This window comes from bacterium (assembly GCA_037128595.1).
Taxonomy (GTDB): domain Bacteria; phylum Verrucomicrobiota; class Kiritimatiellia; order CAIKKV01; family CAITUY01; genus JAABPW01.
The window spans coordinates 113246-132769 of the sequence record JBAXWB010000005.1; the positions used below are offsets into that span (position 1 = coordinate 113246).

General features: G+C 55.5%; 12 protein-coding genes. All 12 read left to right on the forward strand.

From position 1 onward, the window contains the following. The first annotated feature begins 12 nt into the window (after nt 1-12). The 12 genes from WCS52_04195 to WCS52_04250 all read left to right on the forward strand — a co-directional run bounded on the left by WCS52_04195 (nt 13) and on the right by WCS52_04250 (nt 19512). A complete protein-coding gene (locus tag WCS52_04195) occupies nt 13-1134 on the forward strand; it encodes an SGNH/GDSL hydrolase family protein (protein MEI6166373.1) in 1122 nt (373 codons plus the stop codon). A 46-nt stretch (nt 1135-1180) separates the two neighbouring features. Further along, nucleotides 1181-2641, forward strand: coding sequence for a glycerol kinase GlpK (gene glpK / locus WCS52_04200; protein ID MEI6166374.1), 1461 nt, complete (start codon nt 1181-1183; stop codon nt 2639-2641). A 15-nt stretch (nt 2642-2656) separates the two neighbouring features. Beyond that, nucleotides 2657-5086 carry an FAD-dependent oxidoreductase gene (locus tag WCS52_04205; GenBank protein MEI6166375.1) on the forward strand — a complete coding sequence of 810 codons (2430 nt, stop codon included), beginning with the start codon at nt 2657-2659 and terminating at the stop codon, nt 5084-5086. 15 nt (nt 5087-5101) lie between these two features. Beyond that, the gene (locus tag WCS52_04210) at nt 5102-7714 is read left to right on the forward strand and encodes a hypothetical protein (protein MEI6166376.1); all 2613 of its coding nucleotides are present in this window, start codon (nt 5102-5104) and stop codon (nt 7712-7714) included. Next, a complete protein-coding gene (locus WCS52_04215; GenBank protein MEI6166377.1) occupies nt 7711-8754 on the forward strand; it encodes a Gfo/Idh/MocA family oxidoreductase in 1044 nt (347 codons plus the stop codon). The genes WCS52_04210 and WCS52_04215 overlap by 4 nt, the downstream gene beginning before the upstream one ends. A 68-nt stretch (nt 8755-8822) precedes the next feature. Further along, nucleotides 8823-9926 (forward strand): alpha/beta fold hydrolase, encoded by a 1104-nt coding sequence (locus WCS52_04220; protein MEI6166378.1) that lies wholly within the window; start codon nt 8823-8825, stop codon nt 9924-9926. Between the two features lie 151 nt (nt 9927-10077). Further along, complete coding sequence (locus WCS52_04225; protein ID MEI6166379.1) at nt 10078-13242, forward strand: DUF4838 domain-containing protein; 3165 nt, start codon at nt 10078-10080, stop codon at nt 13240-13242. Nucleotides 13243-13375: 133 nt separating this feature from the next. Further along, nucleotides 13376-15109, forward strand: a complete 1734-nt coding sequence (locus tag WCS52_04230; GenBank protein ID MEI6166380.1) for an MFS transporter — start codon at nt 13376-13378, stop codon at nt 15107-15109. A 37-nt stretch (nt 15110-15146) separates the two neighbouring features. Next, nucleotides 15147-15920, forward strand: a complete 774-nt coding sequence (locus tag WCS52_04235; GenBank protein ID MEI6166381.1) for a creatininase family protein — start codon at nt 15147-15149, stop codon at nt 15918-15920. A 14-nt stretch (nt 15921-15934) separates the two neighbouring features. Next, complete coding sequence (locus tag WCS52_04240; protein MEI6166382.1) at nt 15935-17239, forward strand: AGE family epimerase/isomerase; 1305 nt, start codon at nt 15935-15937, stop codon at nt 17237-17239. 28 nt (nt 17240-17267) lie between these two features. Further along, nucleotides 17268-18110, forward strand: coding sequence for a PIG-L family deacetylase (locus tag WCS52_04245; protein MEI6166383.1), 843 nt, complete (start codon nt 17268-17270; stop codon nt 18108-18110). 67 nt (nt 18111-18177) lie between these two features. After that, nucleotides 18178-19512 (forward strand): GDSL-type esterase/lipase family protein, encoded by a 1335-nt coding sequence (locus WCS52_04250; protein ID MEI6166384.1) that lies wholly within the window; start codon nt 18178-18180, stop codon nt 19510-19512. The last annotated feature ends 12 nt before the right edge of the window (nt 19513-19524 follow it).

Here is a 19524-nt window from a genome sequence, read left to right on the forward strand (position 1 = left end):
AGGAAGATCAGGATGATGATAAAGATTATTGCTATTACTTTGGTGCTGGGCGCGATCTCGGTGGTTGCTGGCGAATTACTTCAGGAAAAGACGTCCGCGACCGCATCAGCCGCTTTGGCGCCGCCGCAGGACGTTTCCGGTCAGAAACAGAAATATAGCCTTATCCTTAAAAACCGCTATGACGGGGAGTTAAACAACTCGGTGGTCATGGCCGAAAAACACCTGCCTTATGCTGACTATAAGATCCGGAATGAACTGGGTGAGTTTCAGTTCATGTATGCCGGGACGCAGATGGTGATCGAGGCGTATTCCAGCATGGCCTGCCGGTGGCCGGAATTTGGCGCGGTTTATGTTTTCGTCAACCATGCATTTTATCAAAAGGTAACCATAAAAAATGGCGGAGTCGCCCAGTATCTGGTGCAACTGCCACCGGGACATAAAGCCATCACGGTGGTGGAAGGCCTTAATGGTCGGCCAAGAGACCAGGGGGACGTTGAGGGCACCTTTCTTACCGGACTCTATGTAGATGAGACTTTCGAAAAAACACCGATTGCGCCGGTACAGGAAAAAATTGTTTTTCTCGGAGATTCCATCCTTGGGGGCGGCACTTCCGGGGAGCCGCAACTGTACTCGGTGCCGATGCTGTTCCGGCTGGAAAACAGCAGGCAGGTCGCGGTGCACGGCTGGGGGTGGGCGCGGTTGTTTTCGTTTGCCTCCGATGATGAAAAGGTCAGCACCACGGTACAGCATTTTAAAACGTATTTTGCCAATGTGACGGGTCGGAAAAGTCTGGTGCTCATGATCGGCACGAATGATAAGGGCATCGACAAAACCCCGGCGGCCACCTTTAAGACCTGGTACGCCAACCTGCTTGACGCGGTCCATGCCGCAGATGCCGGAATACAAGTCTATTGTGTATCCCCCCTGGCCAGAGGGGATGGGGGACCGCTCCTGGATGAATACCGCGAGGCGATCCGGGGGCTGTGCGGGCCACGGGCCTTTACGACCTATATTGACGGGAAGCCCATTCTGGCCCTGCCGGGCGATTTTACAGACGGCTTGCACCCCACGAAGGCCGGCTATCGGAAATACAAGGATGCGATTTATGCGGTGATGTATCCGGATGCCATATGACTCGTGCGGCAATTTTCGGGACAGTGGCGGGCAAGGGGAGAAGTCTATGAAATATCTGCTCGGCATCGATCAGGGCACCACTCAAACAACGGCAGTGGTTGTGAATGAATGCGGTGAACTGATTGAGAAGCATTCCGTGCCATTACCGGCGCGCTTCCCTCAGGCCGGATGGGTGGAGCAGGAGCCCGGTGACATTGTTCGCACGGTGAAAGAAGCCTGCGCGCCATTGATCGGGAAGTATGAGATTTCGGCCGAGGGGTTTGATAACCAGGGCGAGACTTTTGTGGTATGGAATAAGGATACGGGCGAATCCGTGATTCCGGCCATAGTTTGGCAGGACAAGCGAGGCGAGTCGGTTTGTAAAGCGCTTGCTTCACGCATTGATCCGGGTTGGCTGCGCCATAAAACCGGACTCCTGCTTGATAGCTATTTCTCTGCGCCTAAACTCAAGTGGGTCTTTGAACACTATCCTGAAATCCGCAAGCAGGCGCATGAAGGCAAATTGAGGTTTGGCACCACGGAGACCTGGGTGATCTGGACATTAACCCGGGGCCGACTGCATGTCACCGATCCGTCTACGGCGTCGCGCACCTTGTTATTTGATGTGAACACACTTGAATGGGACGAGGAGCTGCTTGCTTTTTTTGATATCCCTCGCTGCATGCTCCCTCAGGTAAAGCCCTCGGCCGGCTATATCGGGGAGGTTGATTTTGGAGGGAAAGGGCTGTCGCTTCATGCCTTGCTGGTCGATCAGCAAGCGGCGTTATTCGGGCAGGCCTGTTTCAAGGCGGGAGAAATGAAGTGTTCCTTTGGCACCGGCAGCTTCTTGTTGATGAATATCGGCGACCAGCCCCGCCTGTCAAACAATGGCCTGCTGACCACGGTGGGGTGGAGCTTTAACGGGCAAACCACCTATGCGTTCGATGGGGGGATATTCGTTACCGGTTCGGCGGTGCAGTGGCTCCGGGATAATTTGAATTTGATCTCAGATGTGGCGGCGAGTCATGACGCCGCCAATCGTTCGAAGGATGGCGGCGTGGTGGTGGTCCCGGCGTTGCAAGGGCTTGCCGCCCCGCACTGGCGGACGGATGTGCGCGGGGCAATGTTCGGGTTGAATCGCAGTACGAGTGCAGAGGATATTGTCCGTGCCACCCTGGATGGGATTGCGTGCCGGGTCTATGAGGTGGTGACGGCGATGTCACAGGATTTAGGGCAATCGCCCCCCCACTTAAAAGTGGATGGCGGCCCATCGGGGAATCCCTATCTGATGCAGATGATCGCGGATCTATTGAATCTCGAAGTGCAGGTTTCGTCGGCAATCGAGGCGACGGCCATTGGCATTGCCAATCTCGCGGGGGTTTCGGCCTTTGGAACCTCACTTAAAGAGTTATCGGCAAAGTGGAAATTCGAAACGGTGTATAGGCCGAAGATGATGATCAGTGAAAAGAAACGGAAACTGGCGCAGTGGAATAAGGCGCTGGAGGCCGTAAAAACGTTTCATGGGTGATAACAGGGAATTAATATGACACAAATATTCGATGTTGCAGTAATTGGGGCGGGCGTGGTTGGGTCGGCAATTGCGAGGGAGCTTTCGCGCTATGACCTCAAGGTGGCCCTGGTGGAGTCCGCCTCGGATGTGGGGATGGGAACCTCGAAGGCGAGCACGGCGATCTGGCATACCGGGTTTGATGCCAAGCCGGGGACGTTGGAAGCCACGCTGATGCGGCGGAGTTATGCGTTGATGGATACCTTCATGCCCGGGGCGAAGGTCGCACATGAACGACTCGGGGCCATTCTGATTGCCTGGAATCAGGAGCAACTGGACTCGTTACCGGCGTTGCGTAAAAAAGCCCATGAAAACGGTGTGGTGGATGTGGAAATTATTTCGCCGGAAGAAATTTCCAAACGTGAGCCGCACATCAATAAGGGCGCTTTGGGTGGGTTGCTGGTTCCCGGGGAGGGGATTCTCTGCACCTTTACCGTCCCGCTGGCGCTCGCCACCCAAGCGGTGTTGAACGGCGTCGAGTTGATTTTGAATCACACGGTGAAAGCCATCGCACCGGAAGGGGAGGTGCACCTGTTGGATGGCAAGATTCGTGCCCGTTATGTGGTGAATGCGGCGGGCTTGTATTCAGACGACGTCAACGCGTGTTTCGGCCATCATCAATTCACGGTCACACCACGGCGGGGACAGTTGATTGTCTATGACAAATTGGCTCGATCTCTGGTCAATCATGTCCTTTTACCTGTGCCGACCTCCAAGACCAAAGGGGTCCTGATCAGTCCTACGGTCTATGGGAACATCCTGCTGGGCCCGACCGCAGAAGACCTGCCGGATAAAACGGCCACACACACTACGGCCGATGGGTTGAATATGCTGTTGGGTAAAGGGCGGGAGATTTTGCCGCAATTGCTGGATGAAGAAGTCACTACCACCTACTCGGGCTTGCGCGCGGCGACCGAGCATAGTGATTATCAGATCGAGATGCATGCCGCTCAAAGATACTTGTGCGTGGGGGGGATCCGGTCGACCGGCATTTCGGCGGCCATGGGAATTGCGGAATATGCGGCAGAGTTGTTGCGGAATGCGGGTTTGGATCTTCATTTGAAGGCTGAGTTTAAGCTTGTGAAAATGCCCTCCATCGGGCAGGCGGATATCAGGCCGCATCAGGATGCCGTGATGATCGGGCAGAATCCGCACTATGCGGAAATGGTCTGTCATTGTGAACGAGTGTCGCGGGGTGAGTTGACGGATGCGCAAAATGCCACCATCCCCGCGACCCATCTGGATGGGTTGCGGAGACGCACCCGTGCTTCACAGGGACGCTGTCAGGGGTTTAACTGCCATGCCGCCCTGGTGAAAACGCTGGAGTCCGGCGCAGCGCCGGGATGTCAGTGTAAAGCGGACCAGCCGGAACATCTTGAAAAGCCGGTCCCATCCGTTCAGCATAAAAAGATCCTGATTGTTGGTGCGGGGCCGGCAGGGATTGCGGCGGCGATTGAGCTGAAGAAGTTGGGCGTGGACGATGTGCTCGTGGTCGATCGTGAGCCGGAGGGCGGAGGCATGCCTCGTTTTTGTGACCATACAGGCTTCGGCCGTGCGGACCTCTGGCGCCTGTATTCCGGGCCGCGTTATGCCCGGCATTATCGCGAAATGGCCCAAACGATGGGCGTGAACCTGCAGACCGCCACGACCATCACGGGGTGGAAGAATTCCTCGACCCTGACGTATACCTCGCCAGGTGGGTTGGGTGAAATTGAAGCGGGCGCAATTCTGCTTGCTACCGGGGTGCGCGAGAGACCGCGTGCGGCGAGACTGATTCCCGGGACGCGCCCTGCCCAGGGGGTGTTTACAACGGGTTCATTGCAGCGCTTTATCTATCAGGAGCACCTGCCGGTGGGTAAACGGGCGGTGATCATCGGGGCGGAGTTGGTGAGCCTTTCAGCCCTGATGACACTCTGGCATGCCGGAGTGGAATGCGTGATGATGACCACGGAAGAGCCCCGGCATCAGATTGAATTTCCCTATGTGGCCATGAAGTGGGCGTTGGCCGATATCCTGATGCGCACACCGGTTGTTACAAACGTGCGAATATCCAATATTTTCGGGAATAAATGCGTTGAAGGAATTGAGTTGACCCGCACCAGACTTCCGGGTTCCCCAAAGAAAGTAGCCGGCGGCTTATTGGGATTAGATCAGGCGCCGGAAGTCTTCCCCGTGGAATGTGACACGGTCATTTTTACCGGAAATTGGATTCCTGAAAATGAACTGGCGCGGCTAGGTGGATTGACGATCAATCCGGTTACACATGGCCCGGAGATCGATGTCAATTACCAGTCATCTGTACGTGGAGTGTTTGTGGCGGGAAATCTGTTGCGCGGCGTGGAGACGGCCGATCGGTGTGCGCTGGAAGGCATCAAGGCCGCACGGGCCATGGCGAAGAATTTGTAATGGTTGAGGAACTATATGAATTTGCATGAAGTATTAATCAAGCATGGGTATGAATTCCGTCAACACATCGAAGAAGAAGGGTATGGCTGGCGTAAACCGAATGTGATTGAGTTGGATATGGTTCAATGCGAAGCGCTAAAATACGGTGGGGTGGCGGGTTTGAAGAAAGCGGTTGCCGAACAGCTCTATCGTCCACCGTGGGGACTGTTCACCTTTCCGTCGTTCGACATCGAGGGGCCTCTTCCCCGGCGTCCGGATCTACTCCTTGCCCGTAACGGCCACCCCGCCGCGGTGGTGATTGCTCCGCGTAAGGAGGCGGATCTCTGGGCGATGGCGGGGGAATGGGTGGCCGGACTGGGCGCCCGCCATGGGCTGGTGCTCTCTCTGCTCGATGAATGTGATGCCACACCGGAACTTCTTGAAACGCAGCACCTGATCCTGTTCGGAGGGGCGCATCAAAATAAACTGGCGCTGGCGTTGGCGTTGCGCTATCGGACATTTTTCATGGATGCCAGCGTGCCCGGCGATGACGGATGGATGGTCACGACCCATTGCGGCCTTCATGCTTCCGGTAACACGATTGTCCAGCTGGCCGCTCCTGCCGTGCACCGGTCAGCCGTTTTGCAACTTCTTTTTGGACGAATAGACGTTGAAGGCAATGACTTGATCATGCGGCATATCCATCGTGTGGGCATGGGAACAGTGATGTCTGCCCACTTTCCGTCCTGGGAAAACTTTTCCGCCAGTCTGCCAAAACGGCTTCCTCAATTGCAGGGACAGGCGGTTGAACTACCCAGGGAGATCAAAGCGCTGTCAGACCTTCTGGCAATGGGCTTGGACAGTGGCGGCAGGGAAAAGAATTATTATAATGTCATGCCCGTAGACATTGCCATCGACTGTGCGCGTTATTACCAGCTTTCCGCCGACCGGCGCGCCTTGGAGTTGTTCCGGGAGCTGTTATTCCGGCTGGTTGACTACTACCTGAAGACGCCCGGCGGCGCCAGCTATCCAGCGGATTTGGACTTTCGCCTGGGCCTGCTGATCCTGCATTACGCCCGTCTTGAACATGATGCGATCTTTGATGATGAAGACCGGCTGATCCTCACCAATCTGCTGCTCTCCTGCACCCGCTCTATTCATGAATATGCCATGAAAGTCTGGCCGATCGATACCCGTGATCAATCGAGGCATAATCACCCGACCTTCAAAGCCATTTCTCTTTTGTATGCGGCAAGTTATTTCAGCCGCTTTACCCTCCCGTGTGTGCGGGATTGGCGTGCGTATACTGAATCGGTTTTCAAGTGCAAACTGTGGAAGAGGAGCAAGCAACGCGAGAATTCCAGGTCTTATGAGCCGTTTGTTTTCGATCACGCCGCCTTATATGCCTTATTCACCGGGCGTGGATTGGAACTATTCGATAAAGGTTGTTTTGAGACAATGACAGAGCGGCAGATCATTGCGACCGACAACTTCTTTCGCCAAGTGGACTACGGGGATACAGCCATTGATATGAACCCGGTGGATTCCCTGTCGGCAAAATTACTGGCCACCAGGATGGATGGGCTCATCCCTTGGTTTGCCGGGGAAGGGTTTGCCCGGAAACCCTCTTATGTGCCCAACTCATTCCTGGATTTTCCCGGACTGCGTATAAAGCAGGTGGGGGCTCCGCCCCTGTCGGGAGACTGGGAGTATATGCCAATCGACCCCGCATTTCTGAAAGAGGTGGCACCGGGGTTCCCTCGCAACGTGGCCTTTGACAAACTCGCCTTTCGCACTGGATGGGATCGCGAAGACCAGTATGTGTTGTTGGAGGGTGTGGGTGGTGAAGTGGGGCATTCCCATCATGAGGGTAACGGGATCGTACGACTCAATCATTTGGGCCGGCATTGGATGGTCTCGAATGGCTACGGGCAACGGGTGGGTATTACCCATGCGGGTAAAAGGTTCAATTCACGGGAACTGGGGCCTGTTGATCACAACATGCTGGTGCTGCAGCGGGCGGGGGAAATCGTGCGTGCGTTGCCCATGGGCGCTTTGCTTCAGAAAGGCCGGAAAGGCCCGATGCTCCATGCCACCAGTGCGTTGCTGGGATACGGGGGTGTCAACTGGTTTCGCACACTCCTCATCCTTTCCGGACGCTATGTGCTGGTAATGGATCGGATCCACACGCTGGAGGCTGGCCTCGAAAAAGCCCACGTGGAATGGAATGGGCTGGGTCAGGTCAGTGGGATTAAGAATGGGTTCCGTTTGGATCAGAAGGGGGTCTTTATGGACGTGACCAGCGCTTCCGGCTGGTGTACCGAACAGACAGTGGCGGATCAGTCAGCCTGCTGGAAGCGCGTGTTGGAGGATGGGAGCTATCCCTACGCCTCTTTTCCGCTGGCAAAACTGGTGTTTCATCTGCCGAGTGTGGACGTGGGGCAGACCCATTGCCTGGGGACGTTGCTGGCGGCAACCAAGTCCGAAGCCCACTATGTGGTTTTGCAGCCTGAACCCGGACGGATTCAGGTCGAAGGTCCGCATGGGGTGGAGCGGAAGATCAAATTCAAGAATAGGGATCTGGAGGTGCAGTGTGACCGTCACGGTTGTGATATCCGATTCGATCCGAACCCAATGGGGCTGCTATGACCACCACCCCGGTACTTAAAACGGCGGTGTTAGGCTTGGGTCGTATTGCCTGGCGCTTTCATATTCCTCAAATCCTCAGTCATCCCGGGTTCACGTTGGCCGCCGTCATGGACCCGCTTGAGGAACGGCGCTGCGAAGCGGCGGAAACGTTCAGGCCGGGTGCCTGTTTCGCCTCCTGTGATGAGTTGTATGCCCGCTTAATGCCGGACCTGGTCGTGGTGGCATCACCGACCCAATTTCACAAGCAGCAGGTTTTGCAGGCGTTCGAGCACGGCTGCGATGTGTTCTGTGATAAGCCTTTGGCGCTTTCCCTGAGTGAGACGGATGAAATCATTGAGGCGATGCATCGATCTGGACGCAAGCTGATGGTGTACCAGCCGCACAGGGTGACGCAAGAGGCGGCCGCCATCAAAGCCATTCTTTCAAGCGGTATGCTCGGAACCATTCATTTGATCCGGCACAGTGTGGTGGATTTTAAACGGCAATCCGACTGGCAGGCATTCCGTAAAAACGGCGGCGGGATGCTTAATAATTACGGCGCTCATTTTATCGATCAGTTGCTGTATCTGAATCAGTCAAATTTCAGGAAAATCAACTGTGAATTACGTGCGGTGGTGACGCTGGGCGATGCGGATGATGTCGTCAAAATTGTGATGACGGCCGTGAACGGCGTCATCCTGGATCTTGATATCAATATGGCCGGTGCGCAAGGAGTGTCTCCCTGGTACATCGCCGGTAGCTGTGGTGCGGCGGTGTTTGACCCCGAACGGCAGGAGTGGACGCTCCGCTACTTCGAGCCGGGTGAGCTCGCCCGCCTAAACCCGCAAGAAGGGTTGGCAGCGGCCAACCGAGCCTACGGAAGTGGGGAAACCATTCCCTGGAAAACCAAAATCATCTGCAATCATGATTTCGCCGAAATCGATTTCTTTGCCAAGTGTTGGGATTATTTCGCTGGAGGGGCGCTGCCCTTAGTGCCGGTTGGTGAGACCCGTGAAGTGATGCGGGCGATAGCCGAATGCCGCCGGGATGCAGGCTGGTGATTCCCTCCTTGTATTCAATGAGTTTTGAGGAGCGGTAATCATGAAAACTCGAAGGTGGGGGAAGCCTGATGATCATATCATATTTCGATGATTTGACGATGATTCGCAAGGGGGATCCTGAAATGACGCTGGGCGTCGAAGAGACGCGCATCGAGTCGATCACGACAACCCTGGAGTGGGATGCGAAAGCAGAGGCCCTGCGTGAAATCTTCTGGCAGACCTGCGGCCAACGTCCGCAGGTGGATTGTCCTTTGGATCTGCGCGTGGAATCAGAGGAGGATCGTGGCGATTTCTTTGAGCGCCGCCTGAGTTACGCCTTGGAGCCGGACGAACGCGTGACCTCCATCGCGCTGATCCCAAAAACCCTTAGGTCCCTTGCTCCTGCGGTGCTCTGCATTCATCCCACATGTGACCTTGGGAAACTCCAGACTATAGGCCGTGACCCATTGGACGCCACGCCGCCGGAGATGCGTGATCGAGCCTACGGATTCCAACTGGTTAAACGGGGTTTTGTCGTTTTGGCGCCAGATCTTCTCGGTGCGGGCGATCGCCGTTATCCGGGACTGCGCGCCTTCGACAACGGGCCTTTTTTCCGCAAACATCCGCGCTGGTCCGGCACCGGCAAAGATCTCTGGGATCTTGGTCGCGCCCTGGATGTGATTCAGCAGCTACCCGGGGTTGACCCCGAACGGATAGGAGCGCTGGGCCATTCGCAAGGGGGGGGGCTGACCACCTACCTCATGGCGGTGGATCAACGGGTGAAAGCAGGGGTGAACAACTGCGGCCTCTGGCCGCTGCGGGCATTGAAGAATCCCTTCGCGGTTGCCCGTACCGGCTGGTGGATCGGGCGTCCGGCCCTGAGACCGTTCTGTCTTGCCGGCAAAGCATTTCCCATCGATGTTCATGAACTCATGGCCCTTGCCGCGCCGCGCCGCTCCTTAGTCATTATCGCGCTCAACGACTGGGGCTATCAGTCGACGGAAGAACCGATCAGCCGCCCTGTATGGGAGAATCTCGGAAACAACGTAGGAAAGATCTACACGCTCGTTTCCGCACCTGATGCCTTCAATCTCATACTTCACCTCAATGGCCATTGTTTTCCGCAGCCTTTGCGTGAACAGGCCTATACGTTTCTGGAAGAAGCGCTGGGGGTCAATGGAGGGTGTGCCTGATCCTGTCCGGAGGGAGTTATCAGAACCAACTAGGTTTCCGGCAACTTTGAGTGAAACGCAATATTTGTCTAGTAAAAGCAACACCTGTCTATTGCTTGCAAGGATAATAGGGGTGATAATCACGGAAGATTAATCTGAAAAAGGAGAAGATATGCGCATTCGGACTTGGTTGGCGGCATGTATGGGGGTGGCGGCCTGCGGTAGCGCGGTGGCGGCTGATCTGGTGCTGGCTGAAAAAGGGCGGACGGACTACCAGATTATCGTACCGGACACCACTCTAAGCCCTGCAGTAGGCGAGAGCCTGAAGCAGGTGGCGCGCCTCATGCAGGCGGCGTTCAAGGCCAATGGGGTGGAGCTGTCGGTTGTGACAGAATCCCTTCATGATGCGGCCAAACCCGCGATCTATCTGGGCGACACGGCGTTCGCACGGGGCAACGGGGTAGAGGCCTCAAAACTTATCAACTGGAACTATGTGCACAAGGTGGTTGGTCGAGATGTGATCGTGGCGGGTCGAGAACAACTGGCCGTGGGACAAAAGAAGAGTAGTTCCGAAGAACCAACTTTTGATCGGATTGGTACGGCGAAGGCCGCGCTCGATTTCCTGCGGCTTTACGCTGGCACCCGTTTTCTCTACCCGGACGTTTCGGGCTGGGACGATCTTACGTCCGATGTCTCCGTGGATTGGTCGAAGTCACCTGCTGTTGAGTTTCTGCCAACCCCTGTGATCCGGATCCCCTCAGATCTGAATGTACAGAAGATCCTTCCCCTTAAGTATAACGTGGGCATACCGAGCGCGGGGTTCTACGACTTGGCCGTCAGCCGATATCCCATCGTGGATGAGGTGTGGGGTGGCCATACTTACGGAAGGGCCATTCCGCTAGAGAAGTACCGTGACACGCATCCGGAATATTTCGCGTTGCTCGGTGGCAAGCGGTTGGTTAATCCTGACGGCATGGCGCAATACTGCATCTCCAATCCTGAGGTCCAGGAATTGTTGTTTCAGGATTTGATCGCCTGGCTCGATGCCGGGTATAAGGCGGTGGATCTCGGGCAGCCGGATGGCTTTCGCCCCTGTCAGTGTGAGGCGTGCAAGAAATTGTTTGGGACCGGTGGCGACTGGGGTGAGAAACTGTGGATTCTTCACCGCAACCTGGCCGAACGTGTTTCCAAAGCAAGGCCTGGGAAACAGGTTATCCTGATGGCCTATTGTTTGACAGATCCGCCCCCGAAAACCTTCAAGAAATTCCCGAAGAATACCGGGATTATGCTGTGTGGCACCAATGAGGAGGACATCCAGTCCTGGCGCGACTATGTCGTTCCCAGGGGCTTTTCGGCTTATATCTACAACTCGACACCTAATCTCGGCACCCGCTACACCCCGATGCGGACGCCGCGCTTTGTTGAAGCCCAGGCCAAACGCTTTGTGAACAATCACATCCAATCGATTTACCGGGACGGGAACGGGGCCCTGTTCGGCTTGGAAGGACCTGTCTATTATGTGATGGGGCGGATGTTTGATGATGTAGATCACAATCAGGCCAAGGACCTCGTGTATGAATTTTGTGCGGGGGCATTTGGGAAGACTGCCTTGTCCATGCAGCGCTTCTATGATCAGCTCTATCATGGGATTGACCTGTATTCCGAATACCTGGGCACCCGGTGTCCGGCCTGGTCGTATACCGACATTTACGGGCGGAGTCATAAGACCCTCACCGATCCCTTCCAGTTGCTCGGGTTTATCTACACCCCGACCTTGTTGGCGGCTCTGGAGAAGGAACTGGCTCAAGCAGAAAAGACTGCTGATACTGAAAAGATCAAGACACGGCTCTCACTAGTCCGCCGGGAGTTCAACTATATCAAAAGTCTGGCGCGCGTGATTCATCTCTATCATGCCTACGAGATTCAACCAGACCTTGCCTCGCGCGACCGCTTACTCGATGCGATTGATGCCCGCAATGCCGAAATCGCCTCGTTCTTTGGCCCCAAACCGATGCCTGGCTGGGCTTTTACTCTATTCCCGCTTCACGGCCACAATGCCGATCATTTGCGACTGGCCTTCGACGGCTATCAGGAGCCATTCAAGAATACGTGTGTGAACTGGGATACCAAGGCGATGCGTAAGGCCCCGCTGACGGGTGCCAATCGTCTGGTCATTAAGCCGGTCTCAGGCCCCGTTACCTTGGATACACCGGCGTGGGACAATGCGGTGTCGAACGCTTTGGACGGACTTCCCCGTGACGCCCGATCAGGTCAGAAAACAACGTTCCGGATGCTGTATGACACGTCCGCTCTTTATGTTCGACTGGAATGCGATTTGTCCGCTGACCTGATGACGAACCCTGGCGAAAAAGAGGCGCTGATTGTTTGCCTTTCACCTTCAACCGGTAGGAATATTTCCTATCGATTCGCGGTTGGACCGCGGGTCGAATCAAAGACCGATGCCGCGAGCGGGTTCATTGCCGATGTGATGGATCCGCGTTATGGCCAGTTCGATCCCGACTGGAGTGGTGACTGGACCTATGAGACCAAACTCGAACCGGAAAAGAATCGTTGGGTGGCGCTGATCAAGGTGCCGTTCAAGACCCTTGCCGTTGAACGGCCGGCGGATGGAGCCGCCTGGCGTGGCAATGTTGGACGGACCCATCTGAGCGGCCCCAATCAGATTGAGCGCTCACTTTGGTCGGCTTTGGGAAACACCAAAGATATGGATGACCGGACGGTTTTCGGTGAGATTGTATTCGAGGCCGGGGGCGCTGAGAATGAGGCAAAGCCTCCTTTGCAAGTATTACGTGAAGAGTACAGTATCAAGCATGGTGAATTCCCGGCCGAATGGAAAGGAGTGGCTAACCCGCTCCCCGCTCCGTTCGGACCCTGGCTATTTCGTGCAGACCCGATCGATCAGGGGCTCAAAGACGGGTGGTGCGCCGCCGACATCAATACGGCTGATTGGGTGCCGGTGAAGGTGCCTGCCTATTGGGCTGAGACAGAAGCGGTAGGGAACTATCAGGGCGTCGGATGGTATCGCACCACCTTCACGGTCCCCGAAGGGTGGAAGGGGAAACCACTCCAAATCCTGTTTGGCGCGGTTGATGAGCAGGCGTGGATCTATGTCAACGGAAAGCTTATCCGTGAGCATAGTGAAAAGTCGGAAGGCAAAGCCTGCGGTGAAATCTGTGATGAACCGTTCGCGGCGGAGGTTCCTCCCGAAGCTTTGAATTATGGCAAGACAAATGTGCTGGTTGTGAAGGTGAATAATTCGATTGCCAACGGGGGCATTTGGCGCCCGGTTCTCGGGCATGCGGTTGAGAAAAAATAATCAAGGGTGGCCCTACCATAAGATTATTCTAGCGTTAAGCCCCTTCTTTCGGTATTTTATCTACAGATAGATATATATCAGTGCTTTTGCTGTAGCTATCCAAACTGACCTTAAACGAGAAGGAAAAGGCATTATGACCTGCAAATCGAGTTCTGCCCCGGTCGAAACGGTGGTTTCGGGCGTGTGTACAGAGGGCGGGGCCTTGGATTCCGGCCATTCTCAGGGGGCGGAGTATGACTCAAAGGGCCGTAAGCTTCATCGTTGTGGAAGTCTGACCTACACGAAGCAAGGCTTGGTCATGCTCTTCTGCTGGCTGCTGTGGGGTGACTTCTGTTTCAACCTGATGGAAACAGTGGTTCCCAGCATTATCCCGTTGAAACTCAAAAGCCTGGGTTCGGCTAACTGGATCATCGCGCTGATCATGAGCACGCTGCCCGGTGTATTCAATACGACGATCTGTCCATGGGTCAGTTTCAAGAGCGACCACTATCGCAGCCGGTGGGGCCGCCGAATTCCGTTCATTCTCTACACCATGCCGTTCCTGACCGCCTCCTTGCTGTTCATCGGTTTCAGCGACAACATTGGCAGTTGGCTGCATGGGCTGTTTTTCAGCGGCAGTACGCTTTCGCGAAATACGGTAATCATTCTTCTGCTGGCCGTGTTCGCCGGAATGTTCGACCTGTTCAACATGTTTGTGGGCTCGGTGTACTACTATCTATATAACGACGTGGTTCCGGAGCACTACCAGAGCCGGTTTATGGGGTGGTCCCGCTTGGTAGGCGTGCTCAGCGGAGCGCTCTATAACTACTTCATCTATCGTTATGCCTTGAGCCACATGCGGGAAATTTATATCGGCGCGGCTGTTTTGTATTTCGTCGGATTCGGGCTCATGTGCCTCAAGGTTAAAGAAGGGCAGTATCCGCCGCCGCCTGATAGCGATCTGGCGCCGAGCCTGCTACGGGACATCAAAACCTTCGGCCGGGAGTGTTTTTCTGTCCCTTTTTTCTGGCTTATTTTTCTGGGAACCATGTTTGGTGCGATATCGGGCACCATCGGCATCTTTAACGTGTTCTCGCTTCAGTCGCTGGGCCTGGATCTGGAGCAAATTGGCAAAATGGGGGCTTTCTATGGGATCATGATCGCGGTGTGCCTGACCTTTGCAGGGGTACTGGCCGACCGCTGGCATCCGGTGCGCGTAGACGCCTACGTTAACGCCTTTAGCTTTTTTTTCATGTTCACCAATCTCCTCTGGATATTCATTGATCCACCAACTTCCGCCATTTTCTTCTGGGTCCTGGTGGGAAGCAGTGCCTTTGGCGTGATGCTCACGGCGATCCATAGTACGACCTCTATGCCCCGGATGATGCACTTGTTCCCCCGGGGCCGGTTCGGGGCATTTTGCGGGGCGCAGGCGCTGGTGCGTTCAGCAGGAGTGATGCTGGGGGGACTTCTGGCTGGTCTCTTCCTCGATATGGTCAAAAGCCATTTCCCCGCAGACAGTCTGAGGTCCTATCGTTACGTGGTGGTCTGGCAGGGGGCCTTTGCGTTTGTTACGTTCAGCCTCTGCTATTGCATCTATCGTTACTGGAAGCGCCTGGGTGGCGATACCGGCTATACGCCGCCGCTGACACGCATCCGGTATGCGGATCTGCCCAAGGCGCAGGATACACGCGTTCGAAAGGGGATGTTTATTCCCGTCATCATTTCCTGGTTCGGGTGCCTGCTCACCAATGGCTTCTATTTTCTCTATTTTCTCTATTTGTCACCTGATTCCCGCAGTGCCTGGATTTGCGGAGGGGTGACGGTTATGGCGGCTCTGATGCTTCCTGTTTATCTGAGATTTGTGCGATTCATGGAACGGGCCTAACGCGGGATGGGGTTAAAATGAAGGTGGGAGAGAAATCATGAAAAAAGTGGTGTTGTTTGAGATGTGTCAGGAGGATTTAAAAGGACGCTCGTTTGAAGTCGCGGTGCTGCCGATAGGCGCTACGGAGGTTCATGCCCGGCATCTGCCGTTCGGGAATGACGCCCTTCACGCGGCGGAACTGGCGAAGCGGGCGGCGGAACGGGCCACGGAGCAGGGGGCGGGGATCCTCGTGTTGCCGACCATTCCGTTCGGGTGCAGTCCGGATGTGATGCCTTACCCCTATACGGTTAGCGTCCAGCCAACGACACTGTTTAAACTGTTCGAAGACCTGATCGTGTCACTGAGGGCCCATGGAATCCGCAAGTTCCTGATCCTGAATGGACACGGCGGCAACAACGGCACGCTCGAGGCGATCTCCCGCGAATTCTACGGAAAACACGACGCGTTCATTACCACGGTCAACTGGTGGATGACGGTGGGTGATATTGTGGCGCAGGTACAGGAAACCGATGAACTCTCCCATGCCGATGAGATTGAAACGTCCGAGTCTCTGGAATTATGCCCTGCCCTGGTGCGTATGGAGGTCGCCGAGAAGACCCGGACCAATCCCACGCAGCTTCCAACGTTGGTCAAGTACGGGGGCGGCATCTTGCGTCCCTGGGATCTGTATACAACGAATGGCGGAGTGGGTGACCCGACGATGGCGACCAGGGAAAAAGGCCGGAAAATCGTTACTGTCGCCGTGGAGCGGATCGCCGAGATCCTGGTCGAACTGGCGAAGGCCAAACATGAGGGACGATTTCTTTACTGAAAAACGGAGGGTTTATGTCTGTATCTGAAAATCAGTCGCGCCGTAAAATCGATCAGGCTGAGCGTGCGATCCTGTCAGGACACCTGAAGTCCGTTGAGGACCATTTGTTCAATGGCATTATCCCGTTCTGGTTCCAGCGCGCCCGGGACACGCAATATGGCGGATTTCTCACAAACTCAGATGAGCAGGGGCGGCTCCTGCCGACTCCGGAGAAATACGCCAATACCCAATGCCGGCTGATCTGGTGGTTCTCAACCTTGCACCGGCGCTTTCCTGATCTGGCTCAGGCGGCCGAATTTGCCTCCGGGGGAGTTGATTTCCTGATCAAGCACTTCTGGGATGAAAAATACGGCGGCTTTTTTTGGAAGGTGCAACGGGATGGGGCGCCTCTTGACAGCGCCAAGATTGTCTACGGTCAGAGTTTCTGCATCTACGCGTTGAGCGAATATTATCTGGCGACTCGCGATCCGCGTGGCTTGGACTATGCCTCCCGCACCTTTGATTGCCTTCAGAAATATGCCGCTGACACCCTGCGGGGGGGGTACTATGAAAACCTCACGCAGGAGTGGGCCCCGGAAGCCAAAGGGTTTGCCGGCGGCGACCGCAAGGGGCTGGATACCCATATGCACCTGATGGAGTCGTTCACCACGCTGGCGGCCGCCAGCGGGGAGGCGATTCATCGCCGTAAATTGCTGGAAGTGACCGATCTGATCACCACCCGGATGATTGATCCCGTTACCGGGTGTGGTCTGAACCAGTTTGATCTGGCCTTCAAGTCCCTTCCTGCGATTGCCATCAAACGAACCTGGAATGGCGAGCGACAGGGGGAGCAGCCGGCCAATCCCGTGGATACCACCTCGTATGGTCACAATCTGGAGCTGGAGTTTCTGATGCGGCTGGCCCTTAAGACGGCGCAGGTCGAGGCCGGGTCCTATCAGGCCCCGCTCCGGCGTTTGCTCGATCATGCCGTTCAGCACGGGGTCGACTGGGAATTTGGGGGCATCTACCGCGATGGCCTGCGTGCGACCGGTGAGGCGATTGTCAAAGAGAAGGAGTTCTGGCAGCACAGCGAGTCGCTGGTCGGTTTTCTGGATGGCTACGAGGCGTTCGGCGACCGTCGCTACCTCGACGCATTCAGCAAAATCTGGGAATTCGCAAGGGATTACATGATCGTCAAGGGCGTCGGCGAATGGCGGACATTGCTCGATCGGCAGGGAAAACCCATCGATGCAAATATCGGTAATCCCTGGAAGGTCTCCTATCATACCGGTCGGGCAATGGTGGAGAGCCGGGAACGAATGATGCGGTTGTTGGCCTGAAACGTAACTTTTCAAAACGGGATATTCTATGAACAGAAGTATTATGGTGGTCGGTGCGCATGCAGATGATGTCGAGATTAACGCGGGAGGCACCCTCGCCAAGTATCGCGAACAGGGGTATGAGGTCATCTACGTCATGTCCACCAACAACATGTCCGGCCACGTCCATGAGCTTTTAAGCGACGGCAGTGTCCGTGGCACGCCTGAAACAACCCTGCCCATGATGGCGCGCCGCAAGCGCGAATGCGATGAGGCGGCCCGTGCGTTGGGCACCACCCCGATTCATCTGGACCATCCCCAGCGTCACTACTACGGCGGCCCTGGAAACGAAAATGCCGAGGTGCGCTATGGGTGCGCCCAGCCGGCCGGAGTCCTGGCGAACGTGCCGACCATTTTGACCGCGTATGAGGACGCCACCAGTGTGAAGCGGTTGGCGGATCTCATCGTTGAAAAAAATCCCGAGTGCGTTCTGACGCATGGGGTGAGTCAGATGAATATCGAACACTACGCGACATCGCTGCTGACGACCATGAGCTATTGGCAGGCTGTTGAACGCGGCGTACGCGGCTCCTTATTGCACTGGCGCGAGGCGCACACCCGGCTAGGTGAGTTCAACTGTCGCTGGGAGACCTTCGTGGACTGCACGCGCTTTTTGGGCCGGAAGATGGAGTTGATCGGACTGCACCGCTGCCAGATGCCTAAAGCCCATTTGCCGGACTCCGGACATCGGCTGCTATCAGTGAACTGGGGCGGGGCCTGCGGCTGCGGTGCGGCCGAAGTGTTTACCTGGGTTCGGCATGCCGACTATCGGGATGACCAGGGCTTGAATCATCCGCCCCTGACCCTTGAATTGATCCAGAATTCAAAATAGTAGTGAAGAACCTAATTATATAAGAAAGCAGCGATCTATGAGTGTGAAGTCTAAAATAGCATCATGTATGTCAGTTCTAGCGGTGTCATTGGCGGCAGTCTGTTTGGCGCAGGAGCCTCAGGCCAGGCCAGCGTATACCGGGCCATTTCCTCTTCGAGATGGGGATACCTGGGTGCTACTGGGTGATTCGGTGACGGCTCGTCACCAGCACGTCAACTATATTGAAGCGTTCTGCTACGCCCGATTTCCCGCCATGACATTCCATTTCCGCAATTCGGGTGTTGGCGGCGATACGGTTCCAAAGGCCATGGCCCGGTTTGATTGGGATGTGGCCCCCTGGAAGCCGACGGTGGTCAGCGTGGAACTGGGATTGAATGACGGGTTCTACACGGAGTATCGTACCAATATGATCGCGCTCGTGGAACGTATCAAGGGGGTTGGGGCACGTCCGGTTCTGTTCACACCGCATCCGCTGATTGATGGGGTGTATCTGGCCTCCATCAAGAAGGGCGGCATGAAAGATAAAGTGGAGGGGAATTCAACCGCATTGGGCGTGATCGCGACGGAACAAGGCCTGGCGTTTGCCGATCAATTTCATACTTTGGTGGATGTGTGGGCGAAAAACTTTCCCGTTCAAAGCGTTCATTATGCGGCCAGCGTGGCCCGTGATGTGCTTGAAAAACAGAAGGAGTTGCCTGGCCGGGAACATCTCCAGCAGTGGCTGGATATCTGGGCTAAAAGCGAGATGGCCGCAAGTGGTACAGATCTGGGGATTGACTATGTGCATCCCGGACCGGCAGGGAATCTGACGATGGAGGCGGCTTTATTGAAAGGGCTCAACGCGCCCGGTCTGGTCAGCAAGGCGACGTTGGAGGCCACGGGCAAAGTCGGTGAGTTGATTCAGTGTCAGGTGAACAACGTGGTGGTCGAGAAGAATGGCGGCTTATCATTTGACCGTCTGGATACGTGCCTGCCCATGCCTATTCCCGATAATGCGCGCGGCGGGTTAATTGTCTACCCCGCCGTGGCGGATCTCAGTCAGTGGATTCTGACCGTCAAAGGGCTTAAGGGTGGTTCCTATCGGGTGGATATCGATGGGACCAATGTGACGACGGTGGCAACCCGCGACTTGGAAAAAGGGTGGAATATGGGGCTTCTGGATAAGGGCCCGGTAGCCAATCAATGTCAGCAGATTCTGAGTCTGGTGGGCGCGAAAGAGAGTTTGGTCACAGCCTGGCGCCAGAATTACGGGATTCTAATTAAAAATCCCGCCGCCACCTTTGCGGCTTCTGCGACGCCTGAAAAATTGAGTCAGCAGGCACTGGAAGCCGATGCCAAGATCCGGGCGGCGGCCCAGCCGAAGTCTCACCGATTCACCCTCATCCCGGTTGAACAGCAATAAAAAGGAAATACC

Bases quoted from the DNA above. Each gene is read 5' to 3' on its own strand.
- WCS52_04250 (MEI6166384.1), top strand. From the start codon at position 18,178: ATGTCAGTTCTAGCGGTGTCATTGGCGGCAGTCTGTTTGGCGCAGGAG.
- WCS52_04220 (MEI6166378.1), top strand. From the start codon at position 8,823: ATGATCATATCATATTTCGATGATTTGACGATGATTCGCAAGGGGGAT.
- WCS52_04245 (MEI6166383.1), top strand. From the start codon at position 17,268: ATGAACAGAAGTATTATGGTGGTCGGTGCGCATGCAGATGATGTCGAG.
- WCS52_04210 (MEI6166376.1), top strand. From the start codon at position 5,102: ATGAATTTGCATGAAGTATTAATCAAGCATGGGTATGAATTCCGTCAA.
- WCS52_04235 (MEI6166381.1), top strand. From the start codon at position 15,147: ATGAAAAAAGTGGTGTTGTTTGAGATGTGTCAGGAGGATTTAAAAGGA.
- WCS52_04205 (MEI6166375.1), top strand. From the start codon at position 2,657: ATGACACAAATATTCGATGTTGCAGTAATTGGGGCGGGCGTGGTTGGG.
- WCS52_04195 (MEI6166373.1), top strand. From the start codon at position 13: ATGATGATAAAGATTATTGCTATTACTTTGGTGCTGGGCGCGATCTCG.
- WCS52_04215 (MEI6166377.1), top strand. From the start codon at position 7,711: ATGACCACCACCCCGGTACTTAAAACGGCGGTGTTAGGCTTGGGTCGT.
- glpK (MEI6166374.1), top strand. From the start codon at position 1,181: ATGAAATATCTGCTCGGCATCGATCAGGGCACCACTCAAACAACGGCA.
- WCS52_04240 (MEI6166382.1), top strand. From the start codon at position 15,935: ATGTCTGTATCTGAAAATCAGTCGCGCCGTAAAATCGATCAGGCTGAG.
- WCS52_04225 (MEI6166379.1), top strand. From the start codon at position 10,078: ATGCGCATTCGGACTTGGTTGGCGGCATGTATGGGGGTGGCGGCCTGC.
- WCS52_04230 (MEI6166380.1), top strand. From the start codon at position 13,376: ATGACCTGCAAATCGAGTTCTGCCCCGGTCGAAACGGTGGTTTCGGGC.